The sequence below is a fragment of the Pseudomonas sp. GW822-FHT06D10 genome, assembly GCF_058799535.1.
Window position 1 is genome coordinate 215142 of record NZ_JBXALN010000009.1, and the last position, 21677, is coordinate 236818.

Here is a 21677-nt window from a genome sequence, read left to right on the forward strand (position 1 = left end):
TGCATAGTCACAACTCCCTGTCGGGCCAGATTGCTGCTTGGAGCGTCAGTTCAGGTCTTGGCGGCTTCGGCGGGAGCTCGCCCGTAAATGTCGTTGAAGCGCACAATGTCGTCTTCGCCGAGGTACTCCCCGCTCTGTACTTCGATCATCACCAGGTCGATCACCCCGGGATTGACCAGGCGGTGAGTGCGGCCGGGCTTGATGAAGGTCGACTCATTGGTATTGAGCAGGAATTCGTCCTCGCCATTGGTGACCAGGGCCATGCCGCTGACCACGATCCAGTGTTCGCTGCGGTGGTGGTGCATCTGCAGCGACAGCGAGGCATTGGGCTTGACCATGATGCGTTTGATCTTGAAGCGCGGCCCTTCCTCGAGCACGGTGTAGGTGCCCCAGGGACGGGTCACGGTGCGGTGCAGCTTGTAGGCGTCGTGGCCCAGGCGCTTGAGTTCCTGGGCGATCAGCTTGACGTCCTGGCTGCGGTTGCCGTCGGCCACCAGCAGGGCGTCCGGAGTGTCGATGATGATCAGGTTGTTCAGCCCGACCCCGCCCACCAGGCGCTTGCGCGAGTCGATATAGCAGTTGCTGACATCGTGCAGCACGGTCTCGCCGTTGCACTGGTTGCCATGTTCGTCCGCCGGGGTCAGCTCGCGCACTGCCTGCCAGGAGCCGATGTCGCTCCAGCCCAGCTGGCAGGGCACCACGGCGACTTTCTTCGAGCGCTCCATCACCGCGTAGTCGATGGAGATGTCCGGGGCCTGGGCAAAGCTGTCGCCATCCAGCTCCACTTGCAGTTCGTGCTTGCCCTCCTTGCGGTGGCTCTGCTCCAGGCAGTGTTCGACGGCGCTGACCACCTCGGGCACGAACTCGCGCAGCTCCTGCAGGATCACGTCGGCACGCATGCAGAACATCCCGCCGTTCCACAGGTGCAGGCCGCCATCGACATAACGCTGGGCGGTGGCGGCGTCGGGTTTCTCGACGAAGCGGCTGACCTGGAAGCTGTCCTTGTTCAGGCCCTGGCCTTTCTCGATATAGCCAAAGCCGGTCTCGGCGTGGGTGGGTACCAGGCCAAAGGTCACCAGCCAGCCTTGCTCGGCCAACTGCCGGGCGCTGTCCACGGCGTTGGCGAAAGCCTGCACATCCTTGATCAGGTGGTCGGCGGGCAGCACCAGCAGCTGTGCGTCATCGCCATACAGGCGGCTCACGTGCAGGGCGGCGGCAGCGATGGCCGGTGCGGTGTTGCGCCCGAACGGCTCAAGGATGAAGTCCAGCTCCACCCTGGCCTTGTTCAGCAGGCGATAGTCGTCGAGGGTGCGAAAGAACACCTCGCGGTTGGTCACCGTCAACAGGCGGCCGACGTCCTTGAGCGCGGTGGCGCGCACAAAGGTTTTCTGCAGCAGGCTTTCGCCGTCTGGCAAGCGCATGAAGGGCTTGGGCATCGCCTCGCGGGATACCGGCCACAGGCGGGTGCCGGCGCCGCCAGCAATGATGCAGGGAATGAGTGTGCTCATTCAGAAGGCCTCGCGGGTCATGATCACGGATGGAACAGTGCGGAAGAGAATGTACAGGTCGAACCAGACCGACCAGTTTTCGATGTATTCCAGGTCGAACTCGACACGTTTCTCGATTTTTTCCAGGGTATCGGTTTCGCCCCGATAGCCGTTGATCTGCGCCAGGCCGGTAATCCCCGGCTTGACCCGGTGGCGCGAGGTGTACTCCTTGACCGCCTCTTCGAAGAGAATGCCGGCGGCCTTGGTCGCGGTGGCATGGGGGCGCGGTCCGACCATGGACATGCTGCCGCCGAACACATTGAACAGCTGGGGTAGTTCATCGAGGCTGGTCTTGCGAATGAAGCGCCCGACCCGGGTGATGCGCGGGTCGCCCCGGGTGGTCTGCTTTTCGGCATGTGCATCGGCCATGTGCTGGTGCATCGAGCGGAACTTGTAGACCTCGATCAGCCGGTTGTTGTAGCCGTAGCGTTTCTGCTTGAACAGCACCGGGCCGCTGGAGTCCAGCTTGATCGCCAGTGCCACCAGCAGCATCACCGGCGACAGCAGCACCAGGGCGATGCTCGACAGCACCATGTCTTCCAGGCGCTTGAAGAACGGCGACCAGCCCCGCAACGGTACTTCGGAGGCGTTGAACATCGGCAGGTTGGCGACTTCGGTGATGCGGTTGTGGGCGTGCCGGAAGGCCACCATGTCGGGCACCAGCAGCACGTTCACCGGCAGCCTTCGCAACTCGCGGATGACATAGGCCATGCGGTTTTCCGCCGACCAGGGCAGCGCCACCAGGACCTGGGTAACCTTTTCCTCGCGGATCAGCCGCTCCAGGTCGCTGGAGTTTCCCAGCAGCGGCAGGTTGCACAGGGTCTTGGGCAGGCGGCCGATGCGGTCGTCGATGAAACCGGTCACTCCGGAGCGGATGTCCTGATGCTGGGCCAGGTATTCGGCCAGGCGCTGGCCGTTTTCCGTGGCGCCGAGAATCACCGCGTTCTGCAAGAACACGCCGCGCTGCATCAACTGTTGGAAAAGGGTCAGCAGCACCAGGCGCTCGATGCCGAACAGCACGAAGCTGCCGGCAAACCAGCCGAACAGCTCGGGGTTGCCGATGGTGTTGAACATCTTCATCGAGTGATGCATGAACAGCAGCACGCAAAAGGACGAGGCCCAGGCGAAGAGGGTCAGCTGGAAGCGCAGCTGGTTGCTGAAGATGGATTCGGCGTACACCCCCAGGGCCTGGAAGATCAGCACGCTGATGAGGGCGAAGAACACCAGCAGGGTCAGGTCGCTTTTCAAGGCATCCTGGCTGTTGTTGGACAGCAGGATCAGCAATAGCCCGGGAAGGATTGCAGTCAGCCCATGAACCACACGGATGCCGAACAGGAAGTACTCGACCATGCTGGGGCGAGTCAGTAACAGGCTGTCTACAGGTTGCAACCGCATAAGATCAATTCCCTCGACCTAAGGCACACCGGTTGACTGGAGAGATCGCGAGGAAGTTCGCAATGTTTGCGACTTCCCGTCGTCTGGTCCCGGCACCGAAAAAAGCCACGTCCCTTCATCCCCAGGCGTGGTCGGCATTCAAGTGGGAAAACCGTGCCCTCTGCGTATTCAGGTGGGGCCCCGGCGCCGGTCAAGGTGATGACCTGCACTTCCTCATCTAAACGACAGGGGTCAGTAAAGCTCATGAAACAGCGACCCGCTAATTGGAAGCCGGACCGTGCCGGACGAATCCCTGCCTCCCTGCGGCTAAGCTGCCGGATTGCCGGGGGGCCATGGCCAGACTGCTTCCGGCAAAAAAATAAATTCCGACGACAGACTTTTTCTGCGGGCGGCAGGGTCAACATCCTTCATGGAATCCATAACCGGAGTCAGGGCTGATGAGTGAGCGCAAGGCATTGTTGATACTGCACGGCAAACAGGCCCTCAACGAGGAGGTGCGCGCGGCCGTCGAGGCCCGGCGCGCCGCCGGCTGGGACTTGCAGGTGCGCCTGACCTGGGAGGCGGGGGATGCCCAGCGCCTGGTGCAGGAGGCGTTGGCTGCCGGCCATACCCGGCTGATTGCCGGCGGTGGCGACGGCACCCTGCGGGACATCGCCGAAGCCCTGGCCAATGCCGACGCCCCGGCCAGCCTGGTGCTGTTGCCGCTGGGCACAGCCAACGACTTTGCCCGGGCTGCCGGCGTGCCGCTGACCCCGGCGGCGGCCCTGGACCTGCTGGATGTGCCGGCGCGGGCGATCGACCTGGGGGAGGTCGGCGGGCAGATGTTCCTCAACATGGCCACGGGCGGCTTTGGCAGCCAGGTCACCGCCAACACCTCGGAGGATTTGAAGAAGGTCCTGGGGGGCGCGGCCTACCTGTTCACCGGTCTGTCACGTTTTGCCGAGCTGAGCGCGGCCTATGGCGAGTTGCAGGGGCCGGGTTTCCACTGGCATGGCGAACTTCTGGCCCTGGGCATCGGCAACGGCCGTCAAGCGGGCGGCGGGCACGAGTTGTGCCCGGGGGCCCTGGCCGATGACGGCTTGCTGGATATCAGCATCCTGCCGGCGCCCCAGGAACTGGTGGGCACATTGAAGAACCTGCTGGCGGGCGGGTTGGGGATCGACAATCTGTTTGTCCGGGCACGCCTGCCCTGGGTCGAGATCAAGGCGTCCCGAGGCCTGGACATCAACCTCGACGGCGAGCCGCTGCAGGGCGATACCTTGCGTTTCACCGCCCGTCCTGGCGCGTTGCAGGTGCATCTGCCCGAGGATTCGCCGCTGCTGGGAGGCGCCCGCTGAGTCAGTCGTCGAGGCTGATGATGCGTTCGCGCACGGCGAACAGCACCAGCCCGGCAACGTCGAAGATCTGCAGGCGCTTCATGATCTGCGAGCGGTGGGTTTCCACGGTCTTGATGCTCAGGCCCAGGCCCAGAGCGATCTCCCGGGTGGATTTGCCGCGCACGATCAGCCGCAGGATCTCCAGCTGGCGGGCCGTCAGGTTGTGGTTCTGCTCCGGTGGCGGAGGTTGCTTCTGAGCCCGGGTCAGGGCCTGGTTGATCACCGTGTGGGCGATGGCCGGGCTCAGGTAGCGTTCATTGTTGCGCAGGGCCTGGAGGGCGTGTTCGAGTTCTGTGGCGGTGGTGTCCTTGAGCAGATAGCCGTGGGCGCCGCATTCCAGGGCCTGCATGATCAGGGCCGGGTCGGTGTGCATCGACAGGATCAGCACCTTGCTCTGCGGGTGGAGCGCCTTGAGCCGGCGCAGGGCGTCGAGGCCGCCGGTGTGTTTCATCGACAGGTCCAGCAGGATGATGTCCGGATGCAGCCTTTCGACCATTTCCAGCAGGAACGAGCCATCGTCCGCCTCACCGATCACCGCGTATCCGGGAATGTCCATGACCAGGGCACGCACGCCAGCCCTGATGAGCGAGTGGTCATCCACCAAGAGTAAATTACAGGTCAATGTAAAACCTTATTCGTGCTGGCCCGCTCCAGAGTGCGAGGGGCCCAGGGAAAGAGTGCTTCAATCTGTGTGCCTTGGTCGGCCTCGCTGGTGACCTTCAACAGGCCGCCCAACTGACTGATTCGTTCCTGCATTCCGGCCATGCCGCGCTGGCCCTGGGCGCCCGGGTCGCTGGCCGGGGCGAAACCCTGGCCATCATCGCTGATGAACAGCGACAGGCCTTCGGGCAGTCGTTGCAGGCGTACCAGCAGGTTTTTCGCCTGGGCGTGGCGCAGGATGTTGGTCACTGCTTCCTGGGTGATGCGAAACGCTGCAACGGCCATTTCCTCGGGAATGCCCGCCAGGCGCTGGTGGCACTCCAGGCTCCAGTGAACCGAGGTGTTTTCCAGGGTCTTGAGCAGGTGGGCGCGCAGGCTGGCTTCCAGCCCGAGGCTGGCCAGTTGCCGCGGGTTGAGGATGGCGGAGACGTCCCGCACCTTGGCCAGGGTCTCTTCCAGGGTGGTGCCCAGCACCACGCAATGTTCTTGCAACTCGTCCGGCAGGCGGCGCTTGAGCCAGTCGGTCTGCAGCTTGGCGGCGGTCAGCAGTTGGCCGATGTCGTCATGCAGTTCACGGCTCAGACGGTGCCGTTCGTTTTCCTTGACCTCCAGCAGGCGCTCGGCGAGTTCCTGGGGCTGGAAGCGGATGGATTTGCGCGAATAACCGTATTGCATCCAGATGCAGGCCAGCGCCGCCACGTTGATGACCAGCAACCCCAGAGGCAGAGGCCGGCCCAACCAGTAGACCAGCACACTGGCCAGGGTCGAGCAGGAGCACAGCAACAGGCTGAGCCAGCGCAGGTGATCACGGGAGGGGGGCCAAGAGAAGAATGACTTGAGGCTGGCGTACATAGCGGATGGAGCCAATGGATGTTCGCTGCGAAGAGCCCGGTCAAGTATGGATGACGAGGCTTGTTTGGGAAACGGTGCTCTTTGAATACCCGGTTTCAATCAACGCTGTCTGTTCGTGTTGTACAGGCTGAGTAGTAACTGCCGCCATTGGAATCAATGTGCCATTAACTGTGTCCGTTTATGCGCCGCATAATACCACCGAAGATACCGTCGGTCGCGTTTATACGTTCAGTCATATAGGACTTCAGAGTCAGGAACTGGTGGGTAGCGGTACGTCGGTACCATTGGCGCCACGTGCGCCCGAACATCGCGCAAAGTGTGCTGGGGAGCGGGTTTGCCATCAGGCACAGCGCATTGAACAGCAAGTCCCGGTGACGTTGCTAGTTGGCTTTATGGAGTGATTGATGTCGCTCTTGGGTATGAATTAATCAATAACGACCGGGTGCTTGGCAGTTGGCCCGATATTTTGTCGATGTTGTGCAGTAGGGCGATGAGTGGCGAGAGTTTTATCCGCTGCCCCGCCGGATAAATACAACTTCAGTGGCTGCAAGATGGATATGTGCAGTTACAGTTCTGTCCCACTTGCTCCGTCAGTTCTTCGATCAGCATGACTTGTTCGCTGTCGTCCAGATTGAGCTGGCCGTTGCGCGGGTCGATCAGTTCCAGTTGCCAGGCCATCAGCGTCAGGCAGCTCTTCAAGGCGTCGAGGATCGGATCGTTGAGGTCCAGGGGATGGGGGGTGCGCTTGAGCACGCCATGAATATGCAGGGAGAATTCGGCCAGCGGGCTGACTGCGTGGCGGGCCGCGGCCTGGGCCAGGCTCAGCAGGCTGGCGAGCAGGCAGTTGATGGCCTCTTCATCGTTTCTGATCAGGTGCAGGTGGCTCAGGCAGTCTTCCGATCTGGCCAGCAGGGCCTGGGCTTCAAGCAGGAACTCGGGCAGCGGTGTGGCGCACTCGTGGCCGTCCTTTAGCATGCTTATCTCCATGACTGCGTGTCCGATGGCTTGATAGGGCGTTGGCTGAACGGTTTGCAAGTTGGACGCGATAGGTGCAGCTGGATTGACGTTATAGCTGAATGCTTGCCTGCGGTCGCAGCCTGCCGAGCGAGTCGAGTGGCCTCGAACCCGGTCCGTGCGCGCATGCCGGCCACAGCAAGGCGGCGCGAGCGCGCTGGGGCAGGATGAGCGAGGGTAGTGGGGCTTGAAAGGGGGCCAAGCCACCTTTCTGCGATCAAAAACAAAAGCCTGACTCCGTTCATGCAATGAGAATGGCGTCACATTAATGGCTATTGGATATCGCGAATATCAGGCTGGTCCTGATTGTTGATAGGGGATTCCCCTAGGCACGGGAACCTTGCACCGAAATAGAGGTCTGGCCGGCGCAGAGGGTGGTGCTGAATTGACCGCGCCAGTAAAGCATGATGTTAATGTGACATCAACGGCTTTGTGTGGCAATTTGCATGCGGGTCAAGATACGGCAGACCCGGCCGATATCTGTCTTTAGTGAATTCATCAGAACAAGCCCAGGAGTCATTAATGGCCGGCATTCTCGACACGGTAGATCAACGCACGCAACTGGTGGGTGAGAATCGCCTGGAAATCCTCATGTTCCGCCTGGCCGGCCGGCAACTGTTCGCGATCAACGTGTTCAAGGTCCAGGAAGTGCTGCAACTGCCGAAGCTGACGCTGATGCCTCAGCGCCATCCCTTTGTCTGTGGGGTGGTCAATCTGCGCGGGCAGACCCTGCCGGTCATCGATCTGTCCCAGGCCATCGGCATGCGCCCGCTGGTCCCGGGGCCCAACAGCACCATCATCGTTACCGAGTACAACCGCTCGGTGCAGGCGTTCCTGGTCGGTGGCGTGGACCGCATCGTCAACATGAACTGGGAAGCCATCATGCCGCCGCCCACCAGCGCCGGGCGCCAGCATTACCTGACCGCCATCAGCAAGGTCGATGACCAGTTGGTGGAAATCATCGACGTGGAAAAGGTCCTGGCGGAAATCGTGCCCTACAACGCCAAGGTTTCCCGGGACAAGCTGGAAGATCCGGTGCTGGAGCGTGCCCGTGGCCGCGAAGTGCTGCTGGTGGACGACTCCAACGTGGCCCTCTCGCAATTGCGCGACACCCTCGGCCAGCTCGGGGTCAAGATGCACATCGCCAGTGATGGCCTCAAGGCCCTGAACATGCTCAAGGCCTGGGCCGACACCGACGTGGTGATGACCGACAAGCTGCTGATGGTGTTCACCGATGCGGAAATGCCGGAAATGGACGGCTATCGCCTGACCACCGAGATCCGCAACGATCCGCGTTTGCGCGGGCTTTATGTGGTGCTGCACACGTCCTTGTCCGGCAGCTTCAACGAATCGATGGTGAAGAAGGTCGGTTGCGACAACTTCCTGTCCAAGTTCCAGCCGGACAAGCTGGTGGACGTGGTCCGCCAACGGCTGATGCTGGACGAAGCCGACGCCTGACACGGGCCTTGCGCCGGCGCTCCTTTGTTTCGGCTAGATGCTGGTATAGGGTGAGCGCTTTTGCCCATACAGGGAGCTGGACATGCGTCTTAGCGCGCTTTACCGATACCCGTTGAAATCCGCCAGGGGCGAAACCCTGCAACAGATCGGCCTGGACAAGCTCGGGCTGCAAGGGGATCGCCGCTGGATGCTGGTGGATGAGGCCAGCGGGCGTTTCCTGACCCAGCGCGCCGTAGCGCGGATGAGTCAGCTGTCGGCCTTGTGGAATGACCAGGGCGGCCTGACCCTGAGCGCCCCAGGCCACTCCACCCTTGAAGTAGCGCTGCCGGGTGCGGATGCACTGTTGCGCGGCGTGACCATCTGGCAGGACACCTTGCGGGTTCCCGATGCGGGGGACGAAGCTGCGGCCTGGGTCAGCGAATTCATCGGCAAGCCCAGCCGCCTGGTGCAGGTTCCTGCGCAGCGGGCACGGAGCACCGCCGCCGGTTATGGCAGGGACGATGATCAGGTGGCCTTCGCCGATGGTTTTCCCCTGCTGCTGATTGGCCAGGCCTCCCTGGATGACCTGGTCGCTCGCGTGGGCCGGCCCCTGGAGATGCTGCGGTTCCGACCGAACCTGGTGGTCGAGGGCAGTGCGGCCTTTGCCGAGGACGACTGGAAGCGCGTGCGTATCGGCGATGTCGAGTTCCGTGTGGTCAAGCCATGCTCGCGCTGCATTCTCACCACCATCGATCCGCAGACCGGCGAGCGCAGTGTAGACCGCGAACCGCTGGCCACCTTGCAGAAGTACCGGGCCCGGGCCGATGGGGCGATGTTCGGCCAGAACCTGGTCAATGATGGCAACGGTCGCTTGCAGGTAGGGATGGCGGTGACGGTTATCGAATAACCGGTGCCACCTCGAAAAATGCCCGTCTCCTGGGAGACGGGCATTTTTTATTCCTGGGTAACGCCGCGATGCTCGATCAGCCGCGGTATTCGCACAGGTAGGCGGTGTCCACCGCGACTTTGAGCTGGAACTTGCTGTTGGCCGGAACGTTGAACTGGCTACCGGCCGGGAAGGTTTCCCAGTCTGCGCTGTCTGGCAGGCGCACGGTCAGGGCGCCGGAGACCACGTGCATGATTTCCCGTTGTGCGGTGCCGAACTCGTATTCGCCCGGGGCCATGACGCCAATGGTGGCTGGGCCTTCGGCCGTGCCGAAGGCAATCGACTTGACGGTGCCGTCGAAGTACTCGTTGACTTTAAACATGGGCGATTCCTCAAGAAAGGGTCAAAAAGGGCGGCCAGTATGCACAAGGCCTTCAGGGCCGTCACCTGCCGCCATCAAGGAAGAATCAGCGGTAATAAGCGTGCTGTATTGCGCGCATCTTCCAGGGCCCGATGCTGCTGGCCGGTGAACTGCATGCCGGCCAGTTGCAGGGCTGCATTGAGCCCCAGGGGCCGCTCCAGGCGCCGGGCCTTGGCGAAGCGCTGCTTGAGGTTCATGTGCGGCACCTCATTGAGCAGGCTGTGCAGCTGTTGGTTGTGCCATTCCAGCTGCAACTGCTTGCGGTCGTAGTCGCCCCAGCTGGCCCAGCCTTCCAGGCGCGGCTGATGCTGGCCGAGCCAGCGCTCGAACAGGCCCCAGACCTCGCTCAGGGGCGCGGCGCTGTCGATATTGGCCTGGGTGATGTGGGTCAGTTCGCGGCAGAACGGCGTCAGCATGGGGCGCCGCAAGGGGCGGACGAAACGCTGGAAGTGGTCCTGTTCCCGGCCCTGACGGTTGACCAGGGTGGCGCCGATCTCAATGATTTCCATCTCGCTCACCGGCCAGCCCCCTTCATCCGTCGTGGCTTCCAGATCTATTACCAGCCAGTGGGGCATCACGAATTCCAGCCTTGAAACATCCTGAAGAGGCTTGAGCGTAGCCAAAGCCGAGGCATCCGCCTAGGGGGACGGCTGCTTGAGCGCATCGAGGGGGCATCGTCCCGACCGATGCCCCGTCTGCCTGGATCTGCTGGAAGGTGCCCGGGCTACTCCACTTCCACCAGTACCTGGCGGTTTTTCACCTGGTCCCCGAGGTTGACCTGGACCCGGGTGATCACCCCGTCGATCCCGGCCTTGAGCGGGTGCTCCATCTTCATCGCCTCCAGCACCAGCAACAATTGGCCCTTGCTTACGTGCATGCCCTCACTGACCAGTACATCGACGATCGCCCCGTCCATGGGCGCCTTGAGCGTACCGCTGGAGGCAGTGTTCTGGCCCTGGGCCGGGGCATGGGTGCGATCCACCAGGTGCAGGCTGCCCTTGGCGTTGCTCAACCACAGCTCCCCGCCCTCCAGCCGATAGGCGCACGGGCGGCGAATGCCGTTGATCTCCAGGCTGGCCCGCCGGCCATCGGCGCTGCGTACCTTGAGCTCCAGCAGCCCATCGCCCTGGCGCACCTGCACAGCGCCCGAGGGCAGTGCGTTCAGGTGCAGCGACCATTGCCGGTCCTGCACCCCGAGCCGGTAGTCCAGGGGCACCCCGGCATTGTTGCTCCAGGCATTGAGCGCCGGGCCATGGGCGCTGGCGCTGTGGTGGTGGAAGAGCGCAGCGGCGATGGCCAGTTCCTCGGCAGTGGGCTCCTGGGGTCGCAGGCTCGGGTCCTGGGCAAAATGCTCGGCAATGAAGGCGGTGCTGAAGTGGCCGCTGGCGAACACCGGGTGGCGCAGCAGGTTGGCCAGCAGCCGGCGGTTGCTTTCCAGCCCCAGCAGCACGCAATCCTCGACGCCACGCAGCAGCTTGCGCCGCGCCTCTTCGCGGGTAGCACCGTGGGCGATCAGCTTGCCCAGCATCGGGTCGTAGAACGGGCTGATCCATTGGCCTTCCTGCAAGCCATGGTCGGTGCGGATCCCTGGTGCCGGCTCCCAGCGCAGGATCTGGCCGGTCTGCGGCAGGAAGTTCTGTGCCGGGTCCTCGGCATACAGCCGCACTTCAATGGCGTGGCCGTCGAGGCGCACCTGCTCCTGGCCCAGGGGCAGCGGCTCGCCGGCCGCCACTTGCAGTTGCAGGGCCACCAGGTCCAGGCCCGTTACCAGTTCGGTGACCGGGTGCTCCACCTGCAGCCGGGTATTCATCTCCAGGAAATAGAACTGCCCGCTCGCATCCAGGAGGAATTCCACGGTACCGGCGCCCACATAGTTCACCGCCCGCCCGGCCTTGAGCGCTGCCTCGCCCATGGCCTGGCGCAGCTCCGGGGTCATGACCGGGCAGGGCGCCTCTTCGATGACCTTCTGATGGCGGCGCTGGATCGAGCAATCCCGCTCACCCAGGTAGATCAACTGGCCATGCTGGTCGCCGAACAGTTGCACCTCCACGTGCCGCGGCTCGATCAGCGCCTGCTCCAGGATCAGTTCGTCGCTGCCGAAGGCGTGCAGGGCTTCGGAGCGGGCCGTGCGGATCTGTTCCAGCAACTGGCCGGCCTGGTGTACCAGGCGCATGCCACGCCCGCCACCGCCGGCGCTGGCCTTGATCATCAGCGGATAGCCGATGCGCTGGGCTTCGCGCTGCAAGGTGGCGTCGTCCTGTTCCGCCCCCTGATAGCCCTGGATGCACGGCACGCCGGCTTCGAGCATGGCGATCTTCGAGCGACGCTTGCTGCCCATCAGCTCGATGGCGGCAGCGCTGGGGCCGATGAACACCAGGCCGGCGCTTTCACAGGCGGCGGCGAACTCGGCATTTTCCGAAAGAAATCCGTAGCCCGGGTGAATGGCGTCGGCACCGGTGCGCCGTGCCGCTTCCAGCAGCGCGGCGCCGTCGAGGTAGGACTGCTGTACCGCGGACGGGCCGATATGCACCGCTTCGTCAGCCAGTTGCACATGCAGGGCCTCGGCATCGGCATCGCTGAACACGGCCACGGTGCGATAGCCCAGGGCCTGGGCGGTACGCTGGATGCGGCAGGCGATTTCGCCACGGTTGGCGATCAGGATCTTGTTGAAATTGGGCATACAGGCTCCCGGGAATCGGTGGGGGGCGTTCGCCGGCAAGCCGGCTCCTACAAGGGCTCAGTTGGCCCAGGCCGGTTTGCGTTTCTGCACGAAGGCCAGGGTGCCCTCGACCCCTTCCTCACCCAGGACTGCATCGGCGAAGTCGTTGGCGGCCTGGTCCAGCAATGGCCCCTGCGGTTGGTCGACACTCGCCAGGAGCAAGGCCTTGGTCGCCGCGTTGGCCCCCGGGGCGCAGCGCAGCACCAGGGAAAGCTGCTGCTCCAGGCGTTCGTGCAGGGCCTTGGCATCGTTCTCGACAAAGTGCACCAGGCCCAGGCGCTGGGCTTGGGCGCCATCGAAACGGGCGGCGGTCAGGGCCAGGCGCCGGGCCTGGGCCAGGCCGATGCGCTGCACCACGAACGGGGCAATTTGCGCGGGCAGCAGGCCCAGGCTGGTTTCCGGCATGCCGAACTGGGCCGAGTGCTCGGCGATGGCGATGTCGCTGACACAGGCCAGGCCGAAACCGCCCCCCAGCACCGCGCCCTGCAGCACACACACCAGCACCTGGGGCAGGTGCTGCGCTTCTTCCAGCAGGGCGCCGAAGGCCCGGTTCAGTTCACGGTAGGCGGCGCTGCCATGGGCCCGGGCGCCGGCCATGTCCTTGAGGTCGCCACCGGCACAGAAGTGCTCGCCGGTGCCGCGCAGCACCAGGGCACGGACGCTGCGCCGGTCACGGACCGCGGCCATCACCGTGCGCAGTTCGGCGACCATCTGCAGGCTCATGGCATTGCGGTTTTGCGGGCGATTGAGGCTGATGAACAGCACGCCGTTGCGCGGCTCCAGCAGCAGGGTCTGGCAGGCAGGGAGCGGGTTCATTTCTTTTTCCCCGGCAGGATGCCCATGAGCTTGCAGATGATCCCCAGCATGATCTCGTCGGCACCGCCGCCGATGGACACCAGGCGCACATCGCGATAGGCCCGGGCCACCGGGTTATCCCACATGAAGCCCATGCCGCCCCAGTATTGCAGGCAACTGTCGCTGACCTCGCGGCCCAGGCGCCCGGCCTTGAGCTTGGCCATGGAAGCCAGCCGGGTCACGTCCTGGCCGCGTACATACTGCTCGGTGGCCTGGTAGACCAGGGCCCGCAGGCACTCGATCTCGGTGGACAGCTCGGCCAGGCGGAAGTGGATCACCTGGTTGTCGATCAGCGGGCTGCCGAAGGTCTTGCGCTCCTTGCAGTACTCGATGGTGCTGTCCACGCAGTACTCCAGGCCCTTGATCATGTTCGCCGCGCCGAACAGCCGTTCCTCCTGGAACTGCAGCATCTGCATCATGAAACCGGCGCCTTCGTGGCCGATGCGGTTGCGTTGAGGCACCCGCACATTGTCGAAGAACACCTGGGCGGTTTCCGAGCTGCGCATGCCGAGCTTGTCCAGATGCGAGCTGAGGCTGATGCCCGGGGTGTTCATCGGCACCATGATCAGCGACTTGTTGACGTGGGGCTTGTCGTCCGAAGTGTTGGCCAGCAGGCAGATGAAGTCGGCGCTGGGGGAGTTGGTAATCCACATCTTGCTGCCGTTGATCACGTAGTCGTCGCCGTCCTTGCGGGCGTGGGTCTTGAGCCCGGCCACATCGGAACCGGCGCCGACTTCGGAGACGCCGATGCAGCCGACCTGCTCGCCCGTGATGGCCGGCCGCAGAAACTCGTCGCGCAGTTCATCGGAGCCGAAGCGCGCCAGGGCCGGGGTGCACATGTCGGTCTGCACGCCGATGGACATGGGAATGCCACCGCAATGGATGGTGCCGAACTCCTCGGCGGCGACGATGGAGTAGCTGTAGTCCAGGCCCATGCCGCCGAATTTTTCCGGCTTGGAGATGCCCAGCAGCCCCAGTTCACCGGCCTTGCGGAAAATCTCGTGGATGGGAAAGCGCCCGGCCTTTTCCCATTCCTCGACGTGGGGGTTGATCTCGCGGTCTACAAATTGGCGCACCGTGCGCCGCAGTTCTTCGTGTTCCTGGGTGAAGATCATTGTTGTTCTCCTCAAGTGGGGTCAGACCGCGAAATGTCCTATCAAAACCGCGCCACGCCAAAGCTGTTGGGCGCCAGCTCGCGCACCTGCGCCTCATGGCAGATGTCCAGCAGGTAGCCCAGCAGAGTGCGGGTATCGCGCGGGTCGATCAGCCCGTCGTCCCACAGGTTGGCGCTGCCGTAGAGCGCCGTGGACTGGCTGTCGAGCTTCTGCGCGGTGACCTGTTCCAGCATGTCGAGCATCTTCGGGTCGGCTTCCTGGCCGTTCTTCGCATGCTTGGCCTCGGTGACGATGCGCAGCACCTTGCCGGCCTGGGCGCCGCCCATCACCGCGGTGCGGCTGTTGGGCCAGGCGAAGATGAAGCGCGGGTCCAGGCCACGGCCGCACATCGCATAGTTGCCGGCGCCGTAGGAGCCACCGACCACGATGGTCAGCTTCGGCACTCGGGCATTGGCCACCGCCTGGATCATCTTCGCCCCGTGCTTGATCACCCCCTGCTGTTCGGATTCGGTGCCCACCATGAAGCCGGTGGTGTTGTGGAAGAACAGCAGCGGGGTCTGGCTCTGGTCACAGAGCTGGATGAATTGCGCGGCCTTGCTCGCGCCCTGGGGCGTGATCGGGCCGTTGTTGCCGATAAAGCCGCAGGGCCGGCCCTGGATCTGCAAGTGGCCGCAGAGGGTCTGGGCATCGAACTCGCCCTTGAACTCCAGGAACTGCGAGCCGTCTGCCAGGCGGGCGATGATTTCCCGGGCGTCGTAGGGCTTCTTCGGATCGTCGGGAATCAGCCCGAGCAACTCGTCGATGGGATACAGCGGCTCGTTCCAGGTCCTGGCGGGCTGCACTGGCAGTCGGGCGTTCCACGGCAACAGGCTGACGATCTCGCGGACGATGCGGATGCCGTCGGCGTCGTTTTCCGCCAGGTATTCGGCGGTGCCGGCCACCTGGGCGTGCATCTCGGCGCCCCCCAGTTCTTCATCGGTGGCCACTTCACCGGTGGCGGCCTTGAGCAGCGGCGGGCCGGCGAGAAACAGCTTGGCCTCGCCACGCACCACCACCACGTAGTCCGAGAGTCCGGGCTGGTAGGCGCCGCCGGCGGTGGCCGAGCCATGGACCACGGTGATCTGCGGCAGGCCCATGGCCGACATCCGCGCCTGATTGGCGAAGCTGCGTGCACCTTCGACGAAGATTTCCGCAGCGTAGTTGAGGTTGGCGCCACCGCTTTGCGCCAGGGTCACCACTGGCAGTTTGTTCTCCATGGCGATCTGTTGCAGGCGCAGGGATTTCTTCAGGCCGCTGGGGGAGATAGTCCCGCCCTTGATCGCGCAGTTGTTGGCCACCACCAGCATGCGCACGCCGCACACATAGCCGATGCCGGCAATCAGGCCGCCGCCGGCCTGGGTACCGTCCTTGTCGTCGTGCAGCTTGTAGCCGGCCAGGCTGGCCAGCTCGAGAAACGGCGCGCCCGGGTCCAGCAGCAGGTTGAGGCGTTCGCGGGGCAGCAGTTGGCCGCGCCGGTCGAACTTGGCCTTGGCTTCGGCGGCCTTGGCCAGCAGGTTCTGCTGCAGTTCCTGCAACTGTTGCAGGCCCGCCAGCATGGCTGCGCGGTTTTGTGCGAACTGCGGACCGTGGGGGTCGAGTTGGGACTGGATCACCGGCATGGCTTATTCCTCGCCCTTGAGTACGTCGGGCAGGTAGGCGCGATGGAAGCCGTTGTAGGACTCGCTGTTGCGTGCCTTGCCCAGGGGCCAGGCACGGCTGCCCAGGCTGGCGGCGCCGTCGATGCGCAGGGTGCTGCCGCTGATGAAGGCCGCGCCGGGGCTGAGCAAGAAAACGATGGTGGCGCTGACTTCCGATTCGCTGCCGATGCGCTTGAGCGGTACGTGTTCACGCAGGGTGGGGATCACTGCCTTGAACGCGCCTTCATAGGTGTCCATGCCGCTGGAGGCGATCCAGCCCGGCGCCACCGCGTTGACCCGCACCCCGGCGTGCCCCCATTCGTAGGCGGCGGTCTTGGTGAAGTTGTCCATTCCCGAGCGCGCCGCACCGGAGTGGCCCATGCCGGGCATGCCGCCCCACATGTCGGCGAGCATGTTGACGATGCTGCCGCCGTGGCGGCTCATGGACTGGTTGAACACTTCCCGGGCCATGAGGAAGCCGCCCACCAGATTGGTGCGCAGCACGGTTTCGAAACCCTTCTGGTTGATCGAGGCCAGGGGCGCCGGGTACTGGCCGCCGGCATTGTTCACCAGGCCATGGATCGGACCAAAGCGCTCCATCAGCCGGGCCACCAGGGCCTTGACCGCTTCCTCGTCGCGGATGTCGCAGGCCTGCCAGTCGGCCTTGCCGCCGTCCTCGGCAATTTCGCCGGCGACCTTCTGCAGTTTTTCCGCCTTGCGCCCCACCAGCAGCACCTGGGCCCCCAGGGCCGCCAGTTCGTGGGCAGTGCAGCGGCCGATACCGCTGCCGCCGCCGGTGACGATGATGGTCTGGCCGGCGAACAATTGCGCTTTGAAAATCGAGTCGTACACCACGGCAGCTCCTTTAATTGACGGCGTCGGCGATGCTCTGCGGCACCGGGATCTGGATTTCCAGCAACTGCTGGGCGAAGGCCTTGCCTTGCGGGTCGATGCGCAGGCTGGCGACGCCGCCGCCGCCCAGGGCGTTCTCCAGCAGGAAGTTGAGGCTATGGGTGCCCGGCAGGTACCAGCGCTGGACCCGGCCATGCACCGGGTCCAGCACATGGCCCATCCAGTCCACCAGCACCTCGGGAGTCAGGGCTTCGGCGATCCACGGCAGGTAGTCGGGGTGGCGCGCCATGACCCCGATATTGCTGTGGTTGCCCTTGTCGCCGGAGCGTGCCACCGCCAGCTTCACCAGCGCCACGCTGGCATCGGCGCGGCCGCGGGGGGCGGGCAGGGAATGGGGGGCGGGCAGGGCCGCCGGGTCCAGGCGGTCGGTGTGCGGCAGGGCGCAAGGGTGACGCTGGCCGGCAAGGTCGATCTCCAGCCGGCAGGCGTCCTTGTCCAGCAGGAAGGAGAACAGGCGGATCACCGGGTACACCGTCGGCCGGCCACCGACGATGCCGGTGAGCCCCGGGGCCATGCCGGTGGCGGCCTGGGCGATTTCCCGGGAGAACAGCACCAGCGCCGCCTTGTTCGGATGGCGCACCGCCAGCTTGATCACCACCTCGCGGCTGTCCTGGCGCTGGCCGTGGGGGCCGTAGGTGGCCTCGCTGCCCAGCAGTTCGATGTTCACTTCGCTGTAGGGCCCCCAGCCGCGCTGGGCGAACATCTCGCTGGTCTTGTCGATGATCGCCTGGCTGACCCGGTGCGCCTTGGCAACCGCGTCGATCCCGGCCATCAGGCAACTGGCGGTGCAGCGGAAGCCGTCCGGGTAGGTGGCGCTGACCTTGTACTGGTGGCTGGGGGGCAGGCCCCTGGCACCCTGTACATGAACCCTTTCCGGGCCCTGTTGCCGCAGTTCCACCTGAGAGAAATCGCACACCACATCCGGAAGCAGATAAGCCCTGGGGTTGCCAATTTCGTACAGCAGTTGTTCGCCCACCGTCAGCGGGCTCACCAGCCCTCCGGTACCGGGTGCCTTGCCGACCACAAACTGGCCGTCAGCGCCGACCTCGACGATGGGGAAGCCGATATGTTCGTAGTCCGGCACCTGGCGCCAGTCGGTGAAATTGCCGCCGGTGCACTGCGCGCCACATTCGATGATGTGCCCGGCCAGGGCGGCCTGGGCCAGGCGGTCGTAATCCTGCCAGGACCAGTTGAACTCGTGGACCAGGGCGGCGCTGACCACCGCGCTGTCGACGCCGCGGCCGGTGATCACGATATCCGCCCCCAGGCGCAGCGCTTCGACGATGCCGGGGGCACCGAGGTAGGCATTGGTGGAGACGCACATTGGCGGCAGTGGCGCGCCGCTGAACATCTCCACAATGGCGGCGTGGCTCAACTGCTTGAACTGCGGTTGCAGGTCGTCCCCCAGCAGCACGGCGATCTTCAGCGCCACCCCGGCCTGTTCGCAGGCGGCCTGCAAGGCACTGGCACAGGCCTGCGGGTTGACCCCGCCGGCGTTGCTGATGACCCGGATGCCCTGTTCGCGGATCGAGCCCAGCAAGGGTTTGAGCACCTCGACGAAATCCGTGGCGTAGCCCGCCGTCGGGTCCTTCATGCGCGCCCCGGCCATGATCGACAGGGTGATCTCTGCCAGATAGTCGAACACCAGGTAGTCCAGGCGGCCGCCTTGCACCAACTGCGCTGCGGCGCTGCTGGTGTCGCCCCAGAAGGCACTGGCGCAGCCGATTCTTACGGTCTTGGTCATGACAGGGCTCTCGAATGAAGAACTGCGAGGAGGCTACCAAGCAAGCGCTTGGTTTGTAAATACGTTGGCCTATTCTTCTGGCCAAGCGCTTGCTTGGTAACCGGCAGAGGCTTAAATTGCGCGCGCCGCGCCCGGATTTGCCGGGTTACGCTGAGCTATTGATGACGTGAAGGTAGGAGAACACCGGTGGACGAGCAAAAAGCCCTGCAGGTAGTACGCGAGCTGATCGCCAGTGGCCAGGTGACCGACCCCGAGAGCGCCCGGGGCAAACTGCTGCAAACCGCAGCGCACCTGTTTCGCAACAAGGGTTACGAGCGCACCACCGTGCGTGACCTGGCCAGCGCGGTGGGCATCCAGTCGGGCAGCATCTTTCATCACTTCAAGAGCAAGGACGACATCCTGCGGGCGGTGATGCAGGAAACCATCCACTACAACACCGCCTTGATGCGCGCTGAACTGGCCGAGGCCGGCAGCGTGCGCGAACGGGTGCTGGCGCTGATCCGCTGTGAACTGCAGTCGATCATGGGCGGCAGCGGTGAAGCCATGGCGGTGCTGGTGTACGAGTGGCGCTCACTGTCCCCGGAAGGCCAGGCAGCCGTCCTGGCGCTGCGCGATATCTACGAACAGATCTGGCTGCAGGTGCTGGGGGAGGCCAAGGAGGCGGGGTTCATCAAGGGCGATGTGTTCATTACCCGGCGCTTTCTCACCGGCGCCCTGTCCTGGACCACCACCTGGTTTCGTGCCGAGGGCAGCATGACCCTGGAACAGCTGGCCCAGGAGGCCCTGCTGCTGGTGCTCAAGGATCATTGAGCGGCTGGCTAATTGTGCGTGGCAACATTGTCGAAGTGGCTGAAAACGCCTAGCTTTAGCTCATTCATTTTCATTTCCTTGAGGTGTGTTGCCTTGATGTCCTTGCCGCTGCGGTCAGCCTTGCGAATGCTCTTGCTGGCGCTGGCAACACTTTGGGCCTGTCCGGCCTCCTCGGCGCAGCTGGTGCGGGTCGCGGCGGCGCATTTCCCGCCTTATACCGTCCGTCCAGAAACCGGTGCCGACACCGGTTTGCTGCCGCAACTGGTGGAAGCCCTCAACCAGTCCCAGAGCGACTATCAGTTCGTCCTGGTGCCCACCTCGATTCCCCGGCGTTTCCGCGATTTCGAGCAGGGCCGGGTGGACCTGGCGATCTTCGAGAACCCGGCCTGGGGCTGGCAGAACATTGCCCACACCAGTGTCGACATGGGCCTGGAAGACGCGGAAATTTTCGTCGCCCAGCGTCAGGGCGGGCGCCAGCAGGACTATTTCGCCAACCTGAAGGGCAAGCGCCTGGCCCTGTTCAGCGGTTATCACTACGCCTTCGCCCAGTTCAACGCCGACCCCAAGTTCCTGGCCGACACCTACAACGCCACCCTGACCTATTCCCATGACAGCAACCTGCTGATGGTCCTGCGGGGCAGGGCGGACATCGCCCTGGTGACCCGCTCCTACCTCAGCGACTTCCTGGCGCGCAATGCCGAAAGCACGGAGCAGTTGCTGGTTTCCGAACGCATCGATCAGGTCTACCACCATTACGCCCTGATCCGGCCCAAGGCGCCGATCACGGCCGAAGACTTTTCCGGGCTCCTGCAAAAACTGCGGGACAACGGCCAGATGCACAAGATCTTCGATCCCTATCGCATTGTGGTGATGAGCGTGCCCCACGCCTGACATCACGCAGCGACCGGCCCGGCCCGCGACGGGCTAAATTTCCGGCGGCGGCCCACGTCACTTGGTTGAATGCCCAACCGACGGTGAGCGCTGCCATGTCCCCTGTTGATCCGCTGAATGTTGCAGCCCTGCCCACTAGCCAGCTCACGGGAATCGATGAGATCATCGCCCGCCAAAGGCTGTTCGAGTCTCTGCGGGGCCGGGGGCAGGCGCCCGTGCCGGTGGATGCCCAGGCAGCCGAGGCGGCGCGCCAGGATCGGCTGGCTTTCTGGCTGTCGGCCCAGGTACATGCCCTGTATCTGGACCCGCCAGGTGCGCAGCGGCCGGCGCCAGGCGCCCACGCGCCGCCCTGTGCTGCGCATGACCGTTGTCGGTTCTGCCAGCAGGAGTTCGATCTGTTGCATAAACGTGCAGCGTTACTGGTGCTTGGCCGCAGTGGCCTGCTTGAGGTGTAGGCACCCTTCAAGCCGGGTCATGCAGGGCGCCAGTCAGCGACGGGCGAAGGTATCGGGGCGGTTGCCCGAGACTTTGCGGCAATGCACCAGGGCATCGCGAATCATGAAGTTGACCAGGGTCGGCGATACCCCCAGCTCCTTGGCGATGTCCTTTTGCGGGACGCCATGCAGGCGGTACATCTCGAAGGCGTAGCGCGTGCGGCTGGGCAGCTCGGTCAGGGCTTCGGCGATGTTTTCCAGGGTGGAAAAGTTCATGTGGGAGGTTTCAGGTGAAGCGCCATGAATAACCACATTCAAGCCTTCCTCTTCAGTACCCGAGTACTTCTGCTCCAGCGCCTGCTTGCGGTAGTGGTCGATGGCCAGGTTGCGCACGATCTGGAACAGGTAACTGAGCTGGGCCTTGAACGAGGAGGTGATCTGCGGCGCTGACTGCAGGCGGAAAAACGCATCTTGAACCACGTCTTCAGCCCGGGATCGGCAGCCGGTAATGCGGGCTGCAATCTTCACCAGGATCAGACGGTTGTCGACAAAAGCCTGGAGTAACGGTGAATCGCACCTGCTTGTGGATACTTGTTCCGTCATGGAAATCACCTTGTTGCAAAGAGGTTAGTGGGACGTCAGAAAAATCTGACCCGTCCTACACATCGAGCGACAAATTAGGCTGAATGATAATGATTGTCAATTGAGAAAAAGAACTAATGCTCTCTGTCAGTGCAGATTGCGAACGGCTGCTCGTCAGTGGGCTGGATCAGGCCTTGAAGGGCAGGATGCGGACTAATTATTTCAAGACGTCATCCGTTCTCATTGGAGAAAGATTCCGGGTAGCAGACCCGGCCACGGCGCCCTCCGGATGCCCACGACTTTCTTATAACTATTTGATTGATAGATAGTTATTAAAGTTATGGGAGAGCA

At 63.7% G+C, this 21677-nt stretch carries 20 protein-coding genes; 6 read left to right on the forward strand and 14 right to left on the reverse strand.

Translation table 11 applies throughout. The features are described 5' to 3' along the window. Positions 1-50 precede the first annotated feature (50 nt). Together AC1RL5_RS27010 and AC1RL5_RS27015 are read right to left on the reverse strand one after the other, a co-directional pair. On the reverse strand, positions 51-1508 hold the full coding sequence (locus tag AC1RL5_RS27010; protein WP_011062484.1) for a mannose-1-phosphate guanylyltransferase/mannose-6-phosphate isomerase: 1458 nt from the start codon (positions 1506-1508) through the stop codon (positions 51-53). Then, entirely contained in the window at positions 1509-2942 is a 1434-nt protein-coding gene (locus tag AC1RL5_RS27015) for an undecaprenyl-phosphate glucose phosphotransferase (RefSeq protein WP_072450600.1), read from the reverse strand. Positions 2943-3379: 437 nt separating this feature from the next. Here AC1RL5_RS27015 and yegS point away from each other — a divergent pair, with 437 nt between their 5' ends. After that, on the forward strand, positions 3380-4279 hold the full coding sequence (gene yegS / locus AC1RL5_RS27020; RefSeq protein ID WP_072450599.1) for a lipid kinase YegS: 900 nt from the start codon (positions 3380-3382) through the stop codon (positions 4277-4279). A gap of 1 nt (position 4280) precedes the next feature. On the opposite strand, the gene AC1RL5_RS27025 is transcribed toward yegS, so the two are convergent. From AC1RL5_RS27025 to AC1RL5_RS27035, 3 genes are all read right to left on the reverse strand, one after another. Continuing rightward, positions 4281-4940 (reverse strand): response regulator, encoded by a 660-nt coding sequence (locus AC1RL5_RS27025; protein ID WP_011062481.1) that lies wholly within the window; start codon positions 4938-4940, stop codon positions 4281-4283. Further along, the gene (locus AC1RL5_RS27030) at positions 4937-5830 is read right to left on the reverse strand and encodes a sensor histidine kinase (protein ID WP_072450598.1); all 894 of its coding nucleotides are present in this window, start codon (positions 5828-5830) and stop codon (positions 4937-4939) included. The genes AC1RL5_RS27025 and AC1RL5_RS27030 overlap by 4 nt, the downstream gene beginning before the upstream one ends. A 537-nt stretch (positions 5831-6367) precedes the next feature. Then, entirely contained in the window at positions 6368-6805 is a 438-nt protein-coding gene (locus tag AC1RL5_RS27035) for a hypothetical protein (protein WP_015636500.1), read from the reverse strand. 561 nt (positions 6806-7366) lie between these two features. Here AC1RL5_RS27035 and AC1RL5_RS27040 point away from each other — a divergent pair. Beyond that, positions 7367-8302 (forward strand): chemotaxis protein CheV, encoded by a 936-nt coding sequence (locus AC1RL5_RS27040; protein ID WP_011062478.1) that lies wholly within the window; start codon positions 7367-7369, stop codon positions 8300-8302. A gap of 82 nt (positions 8303-8384) precedes the next feature. Further along, positions 8385-9188 (forward strand): MOSC domain-containing protein, encoded by an 804-nt coding sequence (locus tag AC1RL5_RS27045; RefSeq protein ID WP_492589397.1) that lies wholly within the window; start codon positions 8385-8387, stop codon positions 9186-9188. 76 nt (positions 9189-9264) lie between these two features. On the opposite strand, the gene ppnP is transcribed toward AC1RL5_RS27045, so the two are convergent. The 8 genes from ppnP to AC1RL5_RS27085 form a co-directional block, all read right to left on the reverse strand. Beyond that, complete coding sequence (ppnP, locus tag AC1RL5_RS27050) at positions 9265-9549, reverse strand: pyrimidine/purine nucleoside phosphorylase (protein WP_011062476.1); 285 nt, start codon at positions 9547-9549, stop codon at positions 9265-9267. 74 nt (positions 9550-9623) lie between these two features. Beyond that, on the reverse strand, positions 9624-10163 hold the full coding sequence (locus AC1RL5_RS27055; RefSeq protein WP_011062475.1) for a 3'-5' exonuclease: 540 nt from the start codon (positions 10161-10163) through the stop codon (positions 9624-9626). Between the two features lie 149 nt (positions 10164-10312). After that, a complete protein-coding gene (locus AC1RL5_RS27060) occupies positions 10313-12268 on the reverse strand; it encodes an acetyl/propionyl/methylcrotonyl-CoA carboxylase subunit alpha (RefSeq protein WP_492589396.1) in 1956 nt (651 codons plus the stop codon). A 57-nt stretch (positions 12269-12325) separates the two neighbouring features. Beyond that, positions 12326-13123: an enoyl-CoA hydratase/isomerase family protein gene (locus AC1RL5_RS27065; protein WP_072450596.1), complete on the reverse strand. Its 798-nt coding sequence runs from the start codon at positions 13121-13123 to the stop codon at positions 12326-12328. Then, positions 13120-14277, reverse strand: coding sequence for a citronellyl-CoA dehydrogenase (gene atuD / locus AC1RL5_RS27070; protein WP_011062472.1), 1158 nt, complete (start codon positions 14275-14277; stop codon positions 13120-13122). Before atuD ends, AC1RL5_RS27065 begins: the two co-directional genes overlap by 4 nt. 41 nt (positions 14278-14318) lie before the next feature. After that, a complete protein-coding gene (gene atuC, locus AC1RL5_RS27075) occupies positions 14319-15935 on the reverse strand; it encodes a geranyl-CoA carboxylase subunit beta (RefSeq protein WP_072450595.1) in 1617 nt (538 codons plus the stop codon). Between the two features lie 3 nt (positions 15936-15938). After that, positions 15939-16808, reverse strand: coding sequence for an SDR family oxidoreductase (locus AC1RL5_RS27080; RefSeq protein ID WP_492589395.1), 870 nt, complete (start codon positions 16806-16808; stop codon positions 15939-15941). A 10-nt stretch (positions 16809-16818) separates the two neighbouring features. After that, a complete protein-coding gene (locus tag AC1RL5_RS27085; RefSeq protein WP_492589394.1) occupies positions 16819-18609 on the reverse strand; it encodes an acyclic terpene utilization AtuA family protein in 1791 nt (596 codons plus the stop codon). Positions 18610-18795: 186 nt separating this feature from the next. Here AC1RL5_RS27085 and AC1RL5_RS27090 point away from each other — a divergent pair, with 186 nt between their 5' ends. From AC1RL5_RS27090 to AC1RL5_RS27100, 3 genes are all read left to right on the forward strand, one after another. Then, complete coding sequence (locus AC1RL5_RS27090) at positions 18796-19419, forward strand: TetR/AcrR family transcriptional regulator (protein WP_015636493.1); 624 nt, start codon at positions 18796-18798, stop codon at positions 19417-19419. 96 nt (positions 19420-19515) lie between these two features. After that, a complete protein-coding gene (locus AC1RL5_RS27095; protein ID WP_093407954.1) occupies positions 19516-20310 on the forward strand; it encodes a substrate-binding periplasmic protein in 795 nt (264 codons plus the stop codon). A gap of 95 nt (positions 20311-20405) precedes the next feature. Continuing rightward, a complete protein-coding gene (locus AC1RL5_RS27100) occupies positions 20406-20765 on the forward strand; it encodes a hypothetical protein (protein WP_492589393.1) in 360 nt (119 codons plus the stop codon). Between the two features lie 33 nt (positions 20766-20798). On the opposite strand, the gene AC1RL5_RS27105 is transcribed toward AC1RL5_RS27100, so the two are convergent. Continuing rightward, positions 20799-21347, reverse strand: a complete 549-nt coding sequence (locus tag AC1RL5_RS27105; protein WP_011062465.1) for an RNA polymerase factor sigma-70 — start codon at positions 21345-21347, stop codon at positions 20799-20801. Between the last annotated feature and the right edge of the window lie 330 nt (positions 21348-21677).

Excerpts from the sequence above, each read along its gene's own strand:
- AC1RL5_RS27010 (WP_011062484.1), bottom strand. The coding sequence starts at position 1,508 with ATGAGCACACTCATTCCCTGCATCATTGCTGGCGGCGCCGGCACCCGC.
- AC1RL5_RS27015 (WP_072450600.1), bottom strand. The coding sequence starts at position 2,942 with ATGCGGTTGCAACCTGTAGACAGCCTGTTACTGACTCGCCCCAGCATG.
- yegS (WP_072450599.1), top strand. The coding sequence starts at position 3,380 with ATGAGTGAGCGCAAGGCATTGTTGATACTGCACGGCAAACAGGCCCTC.
- AC1RL5_RS27030 (WP_072450598.1), bottom strand. The coding sequence starts at position 5,830 with ATGTACGCCAGCCTCAAGTCATTCTTCTCTTGGCCCCCCTCCCGTGAT.
- AC1RL5_RS27035 (WP_015636500.1), bottom strand. The coding sequence starts at position 6,805 with ATGCTAAAGGACGGCCACGAGTGCGCCACACCGCTGCCCGAGTTCCTG.
- AC1RL5_RS27040 (WP_011062478.1), top strand. The coding sequence starts at position 7,367 with ATGGCCGGCATTCTCGACACGGTAGATCAACGCACGCAACTGGTGGGT.
- AC1RL5_RS27045 (WP_492589397.1), top strand. The coding sequence starts at position 8,385 with ATGCGTCTTAGCGCGCTTTACCGATACCCGTTGAAATCCGCCAGGGGC.
- ppnP (WP_011062476.1), bottom strand. The coding sequence starts at position 9,549 with ATGTTTAAAGTCAACGAGTACTTCGACGGCACCGTCAAGTCGATTGCC.
- AC1RL5_RS27055 (WP_011062475.1), bottom strand. The coding sequence starts at position 10,163 with ATGCCCCACTGGCTGGTAATAGATCTGGAAGCCACGACGGATGAAGGG.
- AC1RL5_RS27060 (WP_492589396.1), bottom strand. The coding sequence starts at position 12,268 with ATGCCCAATTTCAACAAGATCCTGATCGCCAACCGTGGCGAAATCGCC.
- AC1RL5_RS27065 (WP_072450596.1), bottom strand. The coding sequence starts at position 13,123 with ATGAACCCGCTCCCTGCCTGCCAGACCCTGCTGCTGGAGCCGCGCAAC.
- atuD (WP_011062472.1), bottom strand. The coding sequence starts at position 14,277 with ATGATCTTCACCCAGGAACACGAAGAACTGCGGCGCACGGTGCGCCAA.
- atuC (WP_072450595.1), bottom strand. The coding sequence starts at position 15,935 with ATGCCGGTGATCCAGTCCCAACTCGACCCCCACGGTCCGCAGTTCGCA.
- AC1RL5_RS27085 (WP_492589394.1), bottom strand. The coding sequence starts at position 18,609 with ATGACCAAGACCGTAAGAATCGGCTGCGCCAGTGCCTTCTGGGGCGAC.
- AC1RL5_RS27095 (WP_093407954.1), top strand. The coding sequence starts at position 19,516 with ATGTCCTTGCCGCTGCGGTCAGCCTTGCGAATGCTCTTGCTGGCGCTG.
- AC1RL5_RS27100 (WP_492589393.1), top strand. The coding sequence starts at position 20,406 with ATGTCCCCTGTTGATCCGCTGAATGTTGCAGCCCTGCCCACTAGCCAG.
- AC1RL5_RS27105 (WP_011062465.1), bottom strand. The coding sequence starts at position 21,347 with ATGACGGAACAAGTATCCACAAGCAGGTGCGATTCACCGTTACTCCAG.